14 protein-coding genes are annotated in these 15,421 nt (G+C 70.9%); 3 read left to right on the top strand and 11 right to left on the bottom strand.

Annotation, left to right across the window (positions count from 1 at the left end):
• Positions 1–11 precede the first annotated feature (11 nt).
• Positions 12–641, top strand: a complete 630-nt coding sequence (locus tag ACZ5WG_RS37765; RefSeq protein WP_468729185.1) for a response regulator — start codon at positions 12–14, stop codon at positions 639–641.
• Positions 642–650: 9 nt separating this feature from the next.
• Here the strand turns inward: ACZ5WG_RS37765 and hisS are convergent, their stop codons facing one another.
• Both hisS and ACZ5WG_RS37755 read right to left on the bottom strand, forming a co-directional pair.
• The gene (gene hisS, locus ACZ5WG_RS37760) at positions 651–1,910 is read right to left on the bottom strand and encodes a histidine--tRNA ligase (RefSeq protein WP_468729184.1); all 1,260 of its coding nucleotides are present in this window, start codon (positions 1,908–1,910) and stop codon (positions 651–653) included.
• Positions 1,911–1,920: 10 nt separating this feature from the next.
• Positions 1,921–2,631, bottom strand: a complete 711-nt coding sequence (locus ACZ5WG_RS37755) for an MBL fold metallo-hydrolase (RefSeq protein WP_327363262.1) — start codon at positions 2,629–2,631, stop codon at positions 1,921–1,923.
• A 163-nt stretch (positions 2,632–2,794) separates the two neighbouring features.
• Between ACZ5WG_RS37755 and ACZ5WG_RS37750 the strand changes: the two genes are divergently transcribed.
• On the top strand, positions 2,795–3,577 hold the full coding sequence (locus tag ACZ5WG_RS37750; protein ID WP_468729183.1) for a peptidylprolyl isomerase: 783 nt from the start codon (positions 2,795–2,797) through the stop codon (positions 3,575–3,577).
• A gap of 190 nt (positions 3,578–3,767) precedes the next feature.
• On the top strand, positions 3,768–4,997 hold the full coding sequence (locus ACZ5WG_RS37745) for a DUF349 domain-containing protein (protein ID WP_468729182.1): 1,230 nt from the start codon (positions 3,768–3,770) through the stop codon (positions 4,995–4,997).
• 86 nt (positions 4,998–5,083) lie between these two features.
• Here ACZ5WG_RS37745 and ACZ5WG_RS37740 read toward each other — a convergent pair whose 3' ends face one another.
• From ACZ5WG_RS37740 to ACZ5WG_RS37700, 9 genes are all read right to left on the bottom strand, one after another.
• The gene (locus ACZ5WG_RS37740) at positions 5,084–7,507 is read right to left on the bottom strand and encodes a RelA/SpoT family protein (protein WP_468729181.1); all 2,424 of its coding nucleotides are present in this window, start codon (positions 7,505–7,507) and stop codon (positions 5,084–5,086) included.
• Positions 7,508–7,748: 241 nt separating this feature from the next.
• On the bottom strand, positions 7,749–8,300 hold the full coding sequence (locus ACZ5WG_RS37735; RefSeq protein ID WP_468729180.1) for an adenine phosphoribosyltransferase: 552 nt from the start codon (positions 8,298–8,300) through the stop codon (positions 7,749–7,751).
• A complete protein-coding gene (secF, locus tag ACZ5WG_RS37730; protein WP_468729179.1) occupies positions 8,297–9,355 on the bottom strand; it encodes a protein translocase subunit SecF in 1,059 nt (352 codons plus the stop codon). The genes ACZ5WG_RS37735 and secF overlap by 4 nt, the downstream gene beginning before the upstream one ends.
• Before the next feature lie 3 nt (positions 9,356–9,358).
• Entirely contained in the window at positions 9,359–11,143 is a 1,785-nt protein-coding gene (gene secD, locus ACZ5WG_RS37725; RefSeq protein WP_468729178.1) for a protein translocase subunit SecD, read from the bottom strand.
• A gap of 154 nt (positions 11,144–11,297) precedes the next feature.
• On the bottom strand, positions 11,298–11,801 hold the full coding sequence (gene yajC / locus ACZ5WG_RS37720; protein WP_468729177.1) for a preprotein translocase subunit YajC: 504 nt from the start codon (positions 11,799–11,801) through the stop codon (positions 11,298–11,300).
• A 164-nt stretch (positions 11,802–11,965) separates the two neighbouring features.
• Complete coding sequence (gene ruvB / locus ACZ5WG_RS37715; RefSeq protein ID WP_389411761.1) at positions 11,966–13,027, bottom strand: Holliday junction branch migration DNA helicase RuvB; 1,062 nt, start codon at positions 13,025–13,027, stop codon at positions 11,966–11,968.
• A gap of 363 nt (positions 13,028–13,390) precedes the next feature.
• Complete coding sequence (ruvA, locus tag ACZ5WG_RS37710; RefSeq protein WP_468729176.1) at positions 13,391–14,011, bottom strand: Holliday junction branch migration protein RuvA; 621 nt, start codon at positions 14,009–14,011, stop codon at positions 13,391–13,393.
• Positions 14,008–14,538 (bottom strand): crossover junction endodeoxyribonuclease RuvC, encoded by a 531-nt coding sequence (ruvC, locus tag ACZ5WG_RS37705; protein WP_468729175.1) that lies wholly within the window; start codon positions 14,536–14,538, stop codon positions 14,008–14,010. Before ruvC ends, ruvA begins: the two co-directional genes overlap by 4 nt.
• Before the next feature lie 104 nt (positions 14,539–14,642).
• A complete protein-coding gene (locus tag ACZ5WG_RS37700) occupies positions 14,643–15,395 on the bottom strand; it encodes a YebC/PmpR family DNA-binding transcriptional regulator (RefSeq protein WP_468729174.1) in 753 nt (250 codons plus the stop codon).
• Between the last annotated feature and the right edge of the window lie 26 nt (positions 15,396–15,421).

Below are 15,421 nucleotides of genomic sequence, written 5' to 3'. Positions count from 1 at the left end.
AGCCGCAGAACATGATCCGCATCCTGCTGGCCGACGACCACCCGGTGGTACGGGAGGGCCTGCGCGGCATGCTCAGCGCGGAGCCGGACCTGGAGGTCGTCGCGGAGGCCGCGAACGGCCCGCAGGCGGAGGCGCTGGCCGCGGAGCTGGTGCCCGGCGGCCTGGACCTGATCCTGATGGACCTGCGGATGCCGGGCGGCGACGGCGTCGAGTCCATCGCCCGGATCAGCGCGGCCGGGCTGCCCGTCAGAGTCGTCGTCCTGACGACGTACGAGAACGACCGGGACATCCTGCGGGCGGTGGAGGCGGGGGCTGCGGGCTACCTGCTGAAGGACATGGCGCGGGCCGAACTGGCCGACGCGATCCGCGCGGCCGTACGGGGCGAGACGGTCCTGGCCCCGTCGGTGGCGGGCCGCCTGGTGGACCGCCTCCGCACCCGCCCCGAGCGCCCCCGCCTCTCCGACCGGGAGGTGGCGGTCCTCCGGCTGGTCGCGGAGGGCGCGACGAACGCGCAGATCGGCCGCCGCCTGTTCGTCGCGGAATCCACCGTCAAAACGCACTTGCTGCGGATCTTCGGCAAGCTGGAGGTCACGGACCGCACGGCTGCGGTGACCACAGCCATGCGGCACGAGCTCCTCTGACGGCTTCCGTCAGGCCAGCTTGGTACGGAGGAGGGCGACCACGTCCGTGAGGGCGACCGGGGACTGCTCCCCGGACTCCATGTCCTTCAGCTGGACCACGCCCTCGGCGAGGTCGCGGTCACCCGCGACCACGGCGAAGCGCGCCCCCGACCGGTTCGCGTCCTTCATCGCGCCCTTGAGGCCCTTGCCCCCGTACGAGATGTCGGCCGCGACGCCGGCCTTGCGGAGCTCCGTGACCAGCCCGAACAGCACCGGCTTCGCCTCGCCCAGCGCCACCGCGAACACCGACGTCGCCGGCGGGATGTCCAGCTCGACACCCTCCGCCTCGAGGGCCAGCACCGTACGGTCCACGCCCAGCGCCCAGCCCACCGACGGCAGGGCCGGTCCGCCGATCATCTCGGACAGCCCGTCGTAGCGGCCGCCGCCGCCGACCGCGGACTGGGACCCCAGACCGTCGTGCACGAACTCGAACGTGGTCCGCGTGTAGTAGTCCAGCCCGCGCACCAGCTTCTCGTCGTCCTCGAAGGCGACCCCGGCCGCCGTGATCAGCGCCCGCACCTCCTCGTGGTACGCCTTGCACGCGTCGCACAGGTAGTCCCGCAGCGCCGGCGCGCCGACCAGCTGCTTCTGTACCTCGGCCCGCTTGTCGTCGAGGACGCGCAGCGGGTTGATCTCGGCCCGGCGCACGGTCTCCTCGTCCAGGTCCAGCCCGCGCAGGAAGGCCTGGAGCGCCTCCCGGTACACCGGGCGGCACTCCTTGTCGCCGAGCGAGTTCAGCAGGATCCGGAAGTTGCGCAGGCCCAGCGTGCGGTACGCCTGGTCGGCCAGGATGATCAGCTCGGCGTCCAGCGCCGGGTCCTCGGCGCCGATCGCCTCGGCACCGACCTGCGAGAAGTGGCGGTAGCGGCCCTTCTGCGGGCGCTCGTAGCGGTAGTACGAGCCCGAGTACCAGAGCTTCACCGGCAGGCCGCCGGCCTTGTGCAGGTTCGCCTCCAGCGCCGCGCGCAGCACGGACGCGGTGCCCTCGGGACGCAGCGCGAGGTTGGCCCCGCCCTTCGTCGTGAGGGTGTACATCTCCTTGGTCACGATGTCGGTGGACTCGCCGACACCGCGCGCGAACAGGTCGACGTCCTCGAAGCCCGGCGTCTCGACGTACCCGTAGCCTGACAGCCGCAGGGGGCCGGAGATGGCGTCGCGGACGGCCAGGTACTTCGCCGAGTACGGCGGGATCAGGTCGTACGTGCCCTTGGGGGCCTTGAAGGTGCTCACGAAACTCTCGTCACATTCCTCGTCGTGGAGCGGCGGTGCCGTCTCCGAGCCCGGCGGCGACTTCCCTCAGGTACGGGTTCGTCGCGCGCTCGCGGCCGATGGTGGTCTGGGGACCGTGGCCGGACAGCACCACGGTCGAGTCGTCGAGCGGCAGGCACACGCGGGCCAGCGACTCGAGCATCTCGGCGTGGGAGCCGCCGGGCAGGTCGGTGCGTCCGATGGAGCCGGCGAACAGCAGGTCGCCCGAGAAGAAGACCGGCGGGATGTCGGCCAGCTCGGGCATCCGGAAGGTCACCGACCCCTTGGTATGCCCGGGCGCGTGCGCCACCGAGAAGTCCATGCCGGCCAGCTTCAGCCCGGCGCCGTCCGTCAGCTCGCGGACGTCGTCCGGCTCGCCCACGGTGAGCTCGCCCATCAGCGGCATCCCGATGGAACGCCCCAGCGCCTTCTCCGGGTCGCTCATCATGTAGCGGTCCTCGGGGTGGATCCAGGCCGGTACGTCGTGTGCTCCGCACACCGGGACCACCGAGGCCACGTGGTCGATGTGGCCGTGGGTGAGGACGACCGCGACGGGCTTGAGCCGATGCTTCTTCAGCGTCTCCTCGACACCCTGGGTGGCCTGGTGGCCCGGGTCGATGATGACGCACTCCTCACCGGCGGCGGGGGCGACCACGTAACAGTTGGTCCCCCAGGCCCCGGCGGGGAACCCGGCAATCAGCACGTTCGTCCTCAATCGTCGTCCGGCGGGAGCTTCAGCAGCGGCCGAGATCGGAATGCTGCTGCTCAGAGCCTACCGGCGCCGCTCGTTTCACAGCGAACCCATATACGGTACGGCCTAACCGAGCCCGGACAGCGGTGCCAGACACGTACAAGGAGACGACCCGGTGGTCACGAGCGATCAGCGGCGGCGACAGCTCGCCAGGGAGAAGTACGAGCGCCAGCAGAAGCGCCGGGCCGAGGCCCGGCGGAAGTCGCGCCAGCGGGCGGCCGTGATCGGCGCGGCGGTGGCCGTGGTGGTCGCGACGCTGGTCGGCCTCGTCGTGGGCGGCGTCTTCGACAAGGACAAGAAGGACCAGGCGGCGGATCCGGCGGCGAACCCGTCGGCCTCGCCCTCGCCGAAGCAGTCGCCCTCGCCGGCGATGGCGATCGACAAGAACGCGAAGTACACGTTCGACCTGAAGACCAGCGCGGGCGGGATCAAGTTCGAGATGGACGCGGCGAAGACGCCGGAGACCGTCAACTCGTTCAAGTCGCTCGCGGACAAGGGCTTCTTCGACAACACCAAGTGCCACCGCCTGACCACGTCCGGGATCTTCGTACTCCAGTGCGGCGACCCGGAGGGCACGGGTATGGGCGGCCCCGGCTACACCATCGCGGACGAGAACCTCGACTCGCTGGGCAAGCCGAACGAGCAGGGCCAGGTGATCTACCCGGCGGGCACGGTGGCGATGGCCAATACCGGCCAGCCGCACAGCGGCGGCAGCCAGTTCTTCCTGGTCTACAAGGACAGCCCGCTGGCGCCGTCGTACACGCCGTTCGGCAAGATCGACGCGGCGGGCCTGAAGGCGCTCGAGGCGGTGGCCAAGGCCGGTACCGCAGACGGCGGCCAGGACGGGGCCCCCAAGACCCCGGTGACCATCGAGAAGGGCGCCGTCACCCAGAACTGACGGGTTCCGGCGGCCTCGGGACCGGGCGCTGTCCGCCCCCTACGGCGATATTCCGTCGTGCGGGATGCGGACAGCCGGCCCGGCGGTCGCCTATGTTGGCGTTGTGCAGGGCGGGCGCTGCCCGCCCCAGGAAACTGTGGACGATGCCCAGGGGGTGAACCCCTCGCAGGCATCAGGTGGAGGAGGCGCTGTGAGCAGCGACCCGTGGGGCCGCGTCGACGAGACGGGCACCGTGTACGTGCGTACTGCCGAGGGCGAGAAGGTCGTCGGCTCCTGGCAGGCGGGCACCCCCGAGGAGGCCCTGGCCTACTTCGAGCGCAAGTACGAGGGCCTGGTGGTCGAGATCGGCCTCCTCGAACGGCGGGTGCGGACCACCGATCTGTCCGCCAAGGACGCGCAGACGGCCATCGACCACCTGCGCACGCAGGTGGAGGAGCACCACGCCGTGGGTGACCTCGACGCCCTGCGCGTCCGGCTGGACAAGCTGGTCGCGACCGTGGACTCGCGGCGCGAGGAGCGCAAGGTCCAGAAGGCCAAGCAGACGGACGAGGCCCGTGCGGCCAAGGACGCGCTGGTGGCCGAGGCCGAGCAGCTGGCCCAGAGCGACCAGTGGCGCAGTGCGGGCGAGCGGCTGCGTGCCCTGGTGGACACCTGGAAGGGTCTGCCGCGCCTCGACCGCAAGTCGGACGACGAGCTGTGGCACCGCTTCTCGCACGCCCGTTCCGCCTTCTCCAAGCGCCGCAAGGCGCACTTCGCCTCGCTCGACGCGCAGCGCGAGGACGCCCGCAAGGTCAAGGAGAAGCTGGTCGCGGAGGCCGAGTCGCTGTCGAAGTCGACCGACTGGGGTCCGACGGCCGCCCGCTACCGCGAGCTGATGGCGGACTGGAAGGCGGCGGGCCGGGCGCAGCGCGAGGCCGAGGACGACCTGTGGAACCGCTTCCGCGGTGCGCAGGACGTGTTCTTCGCGGCGCGCGGCGAGGTGTTCGCGGAGCGCGACGCCGAGCAGGTGGAGAACCTGAAGCTGAAGGAGGAGCTGGCCGACGAGGCCGAGAAGCTCGTCCCGATCACGGACCTGAAGGCGGCCCGGGCCGCGTTCCGCTCCCTCAACGAGCGCTGGGAGGGCATCGGCCACGTGCCGCGGGACGCCCGTCCGAAGGTCGAGGGCCGGATGCACACGGTGGAGCGGGCCATCCAGGAGGCCGAGGAAGGCGAGTGGCGTCGCACGAACCCGGAGGCGCGGGCCCGTGCGGCCGGTCTGACGGGTCAGCTCCAGGCTGCGGTGGACAAGCTGCGTGAGCAGATCGACGCGGCCCGTGCGGCGGGCAACAACGCGAAGGCCGACAAGCTGGCCCGCGAGCTGGAGGGCCGCCAGGCCCTGCTGGACCAGGCGCTGAAGGGCCTGGAGGAGTTCGGCGGCTGATCACCGCACGCGGATGCACGAGGGCCCCGGTACGGCATTGCGTACCGGGGCCCTCGTACGTGCGCTGCGCGCGCTCAGGCGGCCGGCTACGGCCGGCGGGCCGAGGTGACGCGGTAGACGTCGTAGACGCCCTCCACGCCCCGTACGGCCTTCAGGACGTGTCCCAGGTGCTTCGGGTCGCCCATCTCGAAGGTGAACCGGGAGGTGGCCACCCGGTCGCGGGAGGTCTGGACCGCCGCGGAGAGGATGTTCACGTGCTGGTCCGACAGGACCCGGGTGACGTCCGAGAGCAGCCGGGACCGGTCCAGCGCCTCGACCTGGATGGCGACCAGGAAGACCGAGGACTGGGTCGGCGCCCATTCGACTTCCAGCATCCGCTCGGGCTGCTGGGAGAGGGAGTCCACGTTGACGCAGTCGGCGCGGTGAACCGATACGCCACTGCCGCGGGTGACGAACCCGATGATCGGGTCGCCGGGGACCGGGGTGCAGCAGCGGGCCAGCTTGACCCAGACGTCGTCGACGCCCTTGACGACCACGCCGGGGTCGGCGTTGCCGCGCCGCTTCCCGCGGGCGCGGGAGGGCGGGACGCTCTCCTCGATGTCCTCGTTCGCGGCTTCCTCGCCGCCGAGGGCCTGCACCAGCTTCTGTACGACGCCCTGCGCGGCCACGTGGCCCTCGCCGATCGCCGCGTACAGGGAGGAGATGTCGGGGTAGCGCATCTCGTGCGCGAGGGTGACGAGCGAGTCGCCGGTGAGGATGCGCTGGATCGGCAGGTTCTGCTTGCGCATGGCCCGCGCGATGGCGTCCTTGCCGTGCTCGATGGCCTCGTCGCGGCGCTCCTTGGAGAACCAGCCGCGGATCTTGTTGCGGGCCCGCGGGGACTTGACGAAGCCGAGCCAGTCGCGGGACGGGCCCGCGCCCTCGGCCTTGGAGGTGAAGACCTCGACGAGGTCGCCGTTGTCGAGGGTCGACTCGAGCGGGACGAGCCGGCCGTTGACGCGTGCGCCTATGGTCCGGTGGCCGACCTCGGTGTGGACGGCGTACGCGAAGTCCACGGGGGTGGCGCCGGCGGGCAGCGCGATGACGTCGCCCTTGGGCGTGAAGACGAAGACCTCGTTGCGGGAGAGGTCGAAGCGCAGGGAGTCGAGGAACTCGCCCGGGTCCTCGGTCTCCTTCTGCCAGTCCAGCAGCTGGCGCAGCCAGGCCATGTCGTTGACGGTGTCCTGCCCGGCGCTGCCCTTGGCGGCCTGCGGGACGTCGGTGCGGACCTTGGAGGTGCCGGCGACGGTCTGCTGCTTGTACTTCCAGTGCGCGGCGATGCCGTACTCGGCGCGGCGGTGCATGTCGAACGTGCGGATCTGGAGCTCGACGGGCTTGCCGCTGGGTCCGATGACCGTCGTGTGGAGCGACTGGTACATGTTGAACTTGGGCATCGCGATGTAGTCCTTGAACCGGCCGGGGACCGGATTCCATCGCGCGTGCACCGTGCCGAGGGCCGCGTAGCAGTCCCGTACGGTGTCGACGAGGACGCGGATGCCGACCAGGTCGTAGATCTCCGCGAAGTCGCGGCCGCGGACGATCATCTTCTGGTAGACGCTGTAGTAGTGCTTGGGCCGGCCGGTGACGGTGGCCTTGATGCGGGCGGCCCGGAGGTCGGTCTGCACCTCGTCGGTGACGACGGTGAGGTACTCGTCGCGCTTGGGCGCCCGCTCGGCGACGAGGCGGACGATCTCGTCGTACATCTTGGGGTAGAGGATCGCGAAGGCGAGGTCCTCGAGCTCCCACTTGATCGTGTTCATGCCCAGCCGGTGCGCCAGCGGGGCGTAGATCTCGAGGGTCTCGCGGGCCTTCTTCTCCTGCTTCTCCCGCTTGAGGTAGCGCATGGTGCGCATGTTGTGCAGGCGGTCGGCGAGCTTGATGACCAGGACGCGCGGGTCCTTGGCCATGGCGACGACCATCTTGCGGACGGTCTCGGCCTGGGCGGCCTCGCCGAACTTGACCCGGTCCAGCTTGGTGACGCCGTCGACGAGCAGGGCAACGGCGTCGCCGAAGTCGCGGCGCAGGTCCTCCAGCCCGTACTCGGTGTCCTCGACGGTGTCGTGCAGCAGTCCGGCCATCAGGGTGGCCGGGTCCATGCCCAGCTCGGCGAGGATGGTGGTCACCGCGAGCGGGTGGGTGATGTACGGGTCACCGCTCTTGCGCTTCTGGCCGCGGTGCCAGCGCTCGGCGACCTGGTACGCCTGCTCGATCTGGCGCAGCGTGGCCGTCTCGATCTTCGGGTCGTTGCTGCGGACTATGCGGAGCAGCGGTTCCAGTACCGGGTTGTACGGGTTGGAACGCTGGACGCCGAGGCGGGCGAGCCGGGCGCGCACGCGGTTGGAGGACCCGGCCGACTTCGCGGACGCGGGCTTCACGGGCGGGGCCGGCGGGGGCGTGGCGGGGGGCGCCGCGGCCTGCTCGGCCTGCGGGTCGGGCTGCGCGGCGGAGAGTGGCTGGACCTCGTCTGGCAAGAGCGCTCCTCTGGGGGTCCCCCCGGACGAAGTGTGGGGGAGGATCCGGTGCCCGTGTCCGGTCCGGATAAACCATGGTAGCGAGGGTTGCGGCACCCTGTTCCCCGAGGCTCCGCGACAACCGCTCCGGTGCGGGTCCGCTCCTGGGGCTCCGCCCCGGCCCACGGCGACCGGCCCGCCGGAAACGGAAGCGGCGGGCACCCGGAAGAACCGGATACCCGCCGCTTCGGCAGAGCAGAGGTCAGACCACGATCAGCGCGTCCAGCGGGGCCCCGCCCAGGGCGGGCGCCAGCTTGGCCCGGCCCGGGAGGAACGACAGCTCCATCAGGACCGCCACACCGGCGACCTCCGCCCCGGCCCGCCGGATCAGCGCCAGCGAGGCGTCGGCGGTACCGCCGGTGGCCAGGACGTCGTCGATGACCATGACCCGGTCGCCGGCCGCCAGGTCCTCCGCGTGGACCTCGATCTCCGCCGTGCCGTACTCCAGCTCGTACGACTGCGCGAGCGTGGCGCCCGGCAGCTTCCCGGCCTTGCGTACCGGCACGAAGCCGATGCCCGCCTGGACCGCCACCGGCGCCGCGAGGATGAACCCGCGCGCCTCCAGCCCGACGATCTTCGTCGCGCCGTACTGCCCGGCCAGCTCCACCAGTGCGTCCGTCAGCGCCGCGAAGGCCTTCGGGTCCGCCAGCAGCGGGGTGATGTCCTTGAACATCACGCCCGGCTTCGGGTAGTCCGGAACGTCCTTGATCCGGCTGAGCAGCAGCTCGCGCGCCTCGGGGGACAGCTTGCTCACCGGCGCCGTCCCGGCCGGCCCTGGGCCACGACCTGCGGGGCGTCGCCCGTCTCGGTGCCCTCGTCGTCGGCGGACTCGCCCTTCGCCGCCGCGGCCGCCCGCTTGGCGAGCACCCGCTTCTTCAGGGCCTTCATCGCCGGCTCGCGCTCCTTGAGGTCCACGACCAGCGGGGTCGCGATGAAGATCGAGGAGTACGCACCGGCCGCGAGGCCGACGAAGAGCGACAGCGAGATGTCGTTCAGCATGCCGGCGCCCAGGAAGCCGCCGCCGATGAAGAGCAGCGCCCCGACGGGGAGCAGCGCGACGACCGTGGTGTTGATCGAGCGGACCAGGGTGCCGTTGATGCTGCGGTTGGCGATCTCGCTGAACGTGTAGCGGGTCTGCTTGGTGATGTCCTTCGAGCCCTCCTTCAGACCGTCGAAGACGACGACGGTGTCGTAGAGGGAGTAACCGAGGATCGTCAGCAGACCGATCACGGTGCCCGGCGTGACCTCGAAGCCGACCAGCGCGTACACGCCGACGGTGATGGTGAGGTCGTGGATCAGGGCGATCAGCGCGGCGACCGCCATCCGCCACTCGAACGCGATGGCGAGGTAGATCACCACGAGGACCATGAAGACGCCGAGGCCGGTCCAGGCCTTGTTCGCGATCTGGTCGCCCCAGCTGGGGCCGACCAGGTCCGCGTTGATGTCGGCCTCGGTGACCTTGAGGTCGGTGGCGAGCTGCTTCTTGACGCCCGCCGCGTCGTTCGTGTCCAGACCCGAGATCTGGATGCGCATGCCGCCCGTGCCGAGCTCCTGGACGATCGCGTCGTGGCCCGAGGCCTTCTCCGCGACCTCGGTCGCCTTGGCGACGGAGACGGCCGTCTTCGGGGTGGTGAAGACGGCACCGCCCTTGAACTCGATGCCCATGTTGAGGCCCTGAACGGCCAGGGCCACGATCGCCGTGATGGTGATCAGGATGGAAACGCCGTACCAGATGAAACGCTTGCCGACGAAGTCGTAGCCGACCTCACCGCGGTACAGCTTGGCGCCGAGATCTCCCAGCTTCGACATCTCTCACGCCTCCTTTGCGTCGACGGGAGCGGTGACGGAACCGGAGCCGGTACGGCGGGACCGGCGCAGCGGCGGCTTGGCGCCGAGCCGCTTCGGGTCCAGTCCGGACCAGGGGTGACCGCTGGAGAAGAACTTCGTACGGGCCATCAGCGTCATGATCGGCTTGGTGAAGAGGAACACCACGACCACGTCGAGCAGGGTGGTCAGACCCAGGGTGAAGGCGAAGCCCTGCACCTTGCCGACGGTGACGATGAACAGCACCGCGGCGGCCAGGAACGACACGAAGTCGGACACCAGGATGGTGCGCCGGGCGCGCGGCCAGGCCCGCTCCACGGCCGGACGCAGGGTGCGGCCCTCGCGGATCTCGTCGCGGATGCGCTCGAAGTACACGATGAACGAGTCCGCCGTGATGCCGATCGCGACGATCGCACCGCAGACGGCGGGCAGGTTCAGCGCGAAGCCGATGCCCTTTCCGAGCAGCGCCATGATCGAGTACGTCAGGATCGCGGACACCAGGAGGCTGACGATGGCGATGAAGGCCAGGCCCCGGTAGTACACGAGCAGGTAGATCACGACGAGGATGAGGCCGATGGCACCGGCGATCAGGCCGGCCTTCAGCTGCTCGCCGCCGAGCGCGGCGGTGACGGTGGTGACGCTGTCCTCGCTGAAGGAGAGCGGCAGGGCGCCGTACGAGAGCATGTTGCCCAGGTCCTGCGCGGACTGCTGGTCGAAGCCGCCGGAGATCTCGGCGTTGCCGCCGGTCAGCGCCTGGCTGACGGACGGGTCGGAGACGACCTCGCCGTCGAGCACGATCGCGAACTGGTTCTGCGGCATCTGCTTGGTGGCCAGCTCACCGGTGATCTTGGCGAACTTGTCGGCGCCCTTGTCGGTGAACTGCATCGTGACGATCCACTGGCCGCGCTGCGGGTCGATGACGCCCTTGGCGTCCTTGACGTCCGTACCGGCGACACCGGCGGGGCCGAGGATCCACTTGCCCCACGCGTCGCCGCGCTTGCCACAGGCCAGCGTCGCGTCCTCGGGCTTGGCGCCCTTGCCGGCGGCGGTGCGCTGCGCCTCGTTGGTGCAGTCCAGCGCGGCGAACTTCGCCTGCAGGTCGGCGGCGGCCGCCTCGATGCCCGACGGGGCCGGGGTCGGGGCCGGAGCCTTGTTGTCGTCTGCCTTCTTCGACTCGCTCGCCGAGGGCGAGGGAGTGGCGGTGGCGGCCGGGGCCTTGAGGGCCTCGCTGAGCACACGGCCCTGGGAAGTGGCGCTGGACGACGGGGTGGCCGGGGCGCCGGGCTTGCCGCTGCTCTCGGCCTTCGGGGCGCCGGAGCTGCTCGCGGAGGGGCTCGGCGTGGCCGCGGGGGCTGCCGGGGCACCGTCGGCGAAGGCCAGGACGGGGCGGAAGTACAGCTGGGCGGTGGTACCGACCTGCTCGCGAGCCTGCTTCTCGTTCGTCCCCTTGGGGATGTTCACGATGATGTGGTCGCGGCCCTGGGTCTGGACCTCGGACTCCGACACGCCGAGACCGTTGACACGGCGCTCGATGATGCCGACCGCCGTCTCCATGTTGGTCTTGTTGATCGCGTCCGGCTTGCCGGGCTCGCTCTTGGCCTTGAGCGTGATGCTCGTACCGCCCGCGAGGTCGATGCCGAGCCGGGGGGTCGTCTGCTTCGTGAGGAACATCCCCGCGGTGAGCGCCACCATCGCGATCAGGATGATGGCCAGGGCGCGCCCCGGCCTCCCCTGAGCCCCCGTGGGCCGCCGGCCCTTCTTCGGTGCTGCCACCTTGTCGTATCTCCCTGTCCAACCGCCCCGCGCCGGGTCAGCGCGCGGACGGCCACGAAAATGTGTGGTGGGGACCCCTGCCCCCCGCAGAAGTGTCACTGACGGGGACCGCGCCGGCCGCCGGTCAGGCGCCTTCGCGGTCCCCTGCCGCGCGCTACTTCGTGCCGGCCTCGCCGTCGGCCTTGCCGTCCTTGGGCTCCGTGTCGTCCGACGCGTCGGCCTTGGGCTCGTCGGCCTTGGGCTCGTCCTTCTTGCCCAGGTCGAGCTTCGGGGCGTCGCCCTCGGGCTTGTCCGCGTCCTTGTCCGCGTCCTTGTCCAGGGTCAGCGAGGAGGCGTCGTCCGGGACGACCGGCGTGTCGATCGTCAGATCATCACCGGTGCCGTGGACGATGCGGTTGTACTCCGCATCCTCCAGGACGGCGCCGATGGCGTTCTTCGCGTAGATCGCGTGAACACCGGGGGCCACCTCAAGGGTGACGGTGTCGTCGCCGATCTCCTTCACCGTGGCGTACATGCCGCCGATGGTGCGGACACCGGTGCCGGGCACCATGTGGTCACGCATCTGCGCGGCCGCCTGCTGCTTCTTCTTCGCGGAGCGGGTCATCAGGAACATCGCCCCGATGAGCACGATGAACGGGAGGAGTGTCACGAGATTCACGGGACGGAGATCCTTCGCACGACCGCACGGGAGACGGCCTTTTTCTACGGGGGTGGGCATACCGACCTGAAGGGTCGGCATCGGCGGAGTCTAGGCGAGTCCGCACCGATGGAACAACGCCCAGCATGGCACCGCAGTTCCTGAGCGGGCGAACCTCCGCGCCGTCAGGCCCCGAACAAGCCCTGTTGTCCGCTTGATCCGCTCCCGCCGTGCTGCGGCGGGACGAGTCCCAGGTGAGCCCATGCGGCGGGGGTCGCCACCCGGCCCCTGGGGGTGCGGGCGAGCAGTCCCTCCCGTACCAGGAACGGCTCGGCCACTTCCTCCACGGTCTCGCGCTCCTCGCCGACGGCGACGGCGAGCGTGGACAGCCCGACGGGACCGCCGCCGAACAGCTTGAGCAGGGCTTCGAGCACGGCCCGGTCGAGCCGGTCGAGCCCGCGCCCGTCCACCTCGTACACCTGCAGGGCGGTGCCGGCCACCTCGCGGTTGATCACGCCGTCGGCCCGGACCTGCGCGTAGTCCCGGACCCGGCGCAGCAGGCGGTTGGCGATGCGCGGGGTGCCGCGGGAGCGGCCGGCGATCTCGGCGGCGCCGGCGGTGTCGATCTCCACGTCGAGGAGGCGGGCGGAGCGGTGAATGACGCGTTCCAGCTCCTCGGGGGCGTAGAACTCCATGTGCCCGGTGAATCCGAAGCGGTCGCGCAGGGGCGGGGGGAGCAGGCCGGCGCGGGTCGTCGCCCCGACGAGGGTGAAGGGCGGCAGCTCGAGGGGGATGGCGGTGGCTCCGGGCCCCTTGCCGACGATCACGTCGACGCGGAAGTCCTCCATGGCCATGTAGAGCATCTCCTCGGCGGGCCGGGACATGCGGTGGATCTCGTCGAGGAAGAGGACCTCGCCCTCCTGGAGGGAGGACAGGATCGCGGCGAGGTCGCCGGCGTGCTGGATGGCGGGGCCGGAGGTGATCCGGATGGGCGCGCCCATCTCGGCGGCGATGATCATGGAAAGGGTGGTCTTGCCGAGGCCGGGCGCACCGGAGAGCAGGACGTGATCGGCGGTGGCGCCGCGCTGGCGGGCCGCCTTCAGCACCAGATCGAGCTGCTGGCGGACCTTCTCCTGGCCGACGAACTCGCCGAGGTCCTTGGGGCGCAGGGCCGCCTCGACGGCGGTGTCCTCGCCGTCCGCTGCCGCCGCCACGATCCGGTCGTCGCTCTCGTCATCCCAGTTCACGCTGTCAGTCTGCCTTCTGCGTCGTTGCGGTGGTCGGTCCGGGTCCTGCCGGGTGCGGGGCCCGCACAGGCTGCCGGGGCGGTGGCCGGGACTGCCCCGCTGCGCGGTGTTTCCCCCCGCCCCGCCCGCGCACCGTTTCTCCCCCGGCTGCCGCGGGGAGGCGCCCCCGGGGACCCTGCCCGGATCCCTGCGCCGGCGGCTCCGCCCTCCAGAGCCCCGGCGCGGCGCCCGTACCAGGCCCCGGGCCGCGGCCCCGGATCTTTGGAGCCGCGCCCCGGCGATCGAGCCTGGAGGTCCCCCGGACGGAGTCCGGGGGAGAACGGCGGCAGGGCGGGGAGGGGCGACCCGCGCAGGGCAGCCCCGTCAGCGCGCGCGGTTCAGGGACTGGAGGGCCGCCCGCAGCAGCTGGGGCACCGGGGCCGACCCGCCGGAGGCAATGGCCGCCTCCGCCTGCGGGGTGACCGCCGAGACGGCCTCCTCCGCCTCCCGGGAGGCGTAGCCCAGGCCGATCAGGGCCGCTGCGAGCTGTTCCGTCCACGGCGCCGGACCCGCCGCCACAGGGGCGCGCTGCGCGCCCACCAGCGGGGTGCCCAGCTTGTCCTTCAGCTCCAGCAGCAGCTTCTGCGCGCCCTTCTTGCCGATCCCCGGCACCGCCATCAGCGACTTCTCGTCCCCCGTCGAGACGGCCATCCGCAGCGCATCCGGACTGTGCACCCCCAGCATCGCCTGCGCGAGCCTCGGCCCCACCCCGCTCGCGGTCTGCAGCAGTTCGAAGACCTGTCGCTCGTCGTCGTCGGCGAAGCCGTACAGCGTCAGCGAGTCCTCCCGTACGACCAGCGACGTGGCCAGCCGCGCCTTCTCGCCGATCCGCAGGCCGGCGATGGTGTTCGGCGTGCACTGCACGGCCATGCCCACTCCCCCGACCTCGATCACGGCCAGGGTGGGGGCGAGCGCGGCGACCGGGCCGCTGACGAAGGCGATCATGAGGGGCGGCCTTTCGAGGCGTGCAGGGCGACCGCCTGCTGGAGGCGGTTCTGGGCGGGGGCCCGCCAGATGTGGCAGATGGCAAGCGCGAGGGCGTCCGCGGCGTCGGCCGGCTTGGGCGGGGCGGAGAGCCGCAGCAGCCGGGTCACCATCGCCCCGACCTGTGCCTTGTCGGCCCGGCCGGAGCCGGTGACGGCGGCCTTGACCTCGCTGGGGGTGTGCAGGGCGACCGGTATCCCGCGGCGCGCGGCGCAGAGCATGGCAACGGCGCTCGCCTGGGCGGTCCCCATCACCGTCCTGACGTTGTGCTGGCTGAACACCCGCTCCACGGCGACGACTTCGGGCCGGTGCTCGTCGAGCCACTCCTCGATGCCCGCCTCGATCGCGACGAGCCGGTGTCCCAACTCCGCGTCCGCGGGCGTCCGTACGACCCCCACCGCGAGCATGGTCAGCGGACGGCCGGCGACGCCCTCGACCACGCCGACACCGCACCGGGTCAGCCCCGGGTCCACGCCGAGTACGCGCACGCCCCACCCTCCTTCGACAACCAGTGCGTGCAGGCTAACCGGTGGCACTGACAAAGCGGCGGGCCGACGGGGTGTGTCCCCGTCGGCCCGCCGCTGATGCCCGATCAGGCGTCGACCTTCTCCATGACCTCGTCCGAGACGTCGAAGTTGGCGAAGACGTTCTGCACGTCGTCGCTGTCCTCCAGCGCGTCGATCAGCTTGAAGATCTTGCGCGCGCCCTCTTCGTCCAGCTCGACCTGCATGGTCGGCAGGAAGTTGGAGTCGGCCGAGTCGTAGTCGATGCCCGCCTCCTGGAGCGCGGTGCGGACCGCAACCATGTCGGTGGCCTCGCTGATGATCTCGAAGGTGTCGCCGAGGTCGTTGACCTCTTCGGCACCCGCCTCGAGCACCGCACCGAGGACGTCGTCCTCGGAGAGCTCGCCCTTGGGCAGCAGGACGACACCCTTACGGTTGAACAGGTACGAGACCGAGCCCGGGTCGGCCATCGAGCCGCCGTTGCGGGTCATGGCGACACGCACGTCGGACGCGGCACGGTTGCGGTTGTCGGTGAGGCACTCGATGAGCACCGCGACACCGTTCGGACCGTAGCCCTCGTACATGATCGTCTCGTAGTCGGCGCCGCCGGCCTCGAGACCACCGCCGCGCTTGACCGCGGAGTCGATGTTCTTGTTCGGGACCGAGCTCTTCTTGGCCTTCTGGATGGCGTCGAAGAGCGTCGGGTTGCCGTCGATGTCGGCACCGCCCATACGGGCCGCGACCTCGATGTTCTTGATCAGCTTCGCGAAGAGCTTGCCGCGCTTGGCATCGATCACGGCCTTCTTGTGCTTCGTCGTAGCCCATTTAGAGTGGCCGGACATCCGCCTGTCTCCTTCGCGTAACCAAC

It is taken from the genome of Streptomyces sp. NPDC032745, from assembly GCF_055579465.1.
Note: the sequence above shows the minus strand (reverse complement) of the source record. Positions and strands in the feature narration are given on the sequence as shown.

Bases quoted from the DNA above. Each gene is read 5' to 3' on its own strand.
- ACZ5WG_RS37765 (WP_468729185.1), top strand. From the start codon at position 12: ATGATCCGCATCCTGCTGGCCGACGACCACCCGGTGGTACGGGAGGGC.
- secF (WP_468729179.1), bottom strand. From the start codon at position 9,355: ATGTCGAAGCTGGGAGATCTCGGCGCCAAGCTGTACCGCGGTGAGGTC.
- ruvA (WP_468729176.1), bottom strand. From the start codon at position 14,011: ATGATCGCCTTCGTCAGCGGCCCGGTCGCCGCGCTCGCCCCCACCCTG.
- ACZ5WG_RS37700 (WP_468729174.1), bottom strand. From the start codon at position 15,395: ATGTCCGGCCACTCTAAATGGGCTACGACGAAGCACAAGAAGGCCGTG.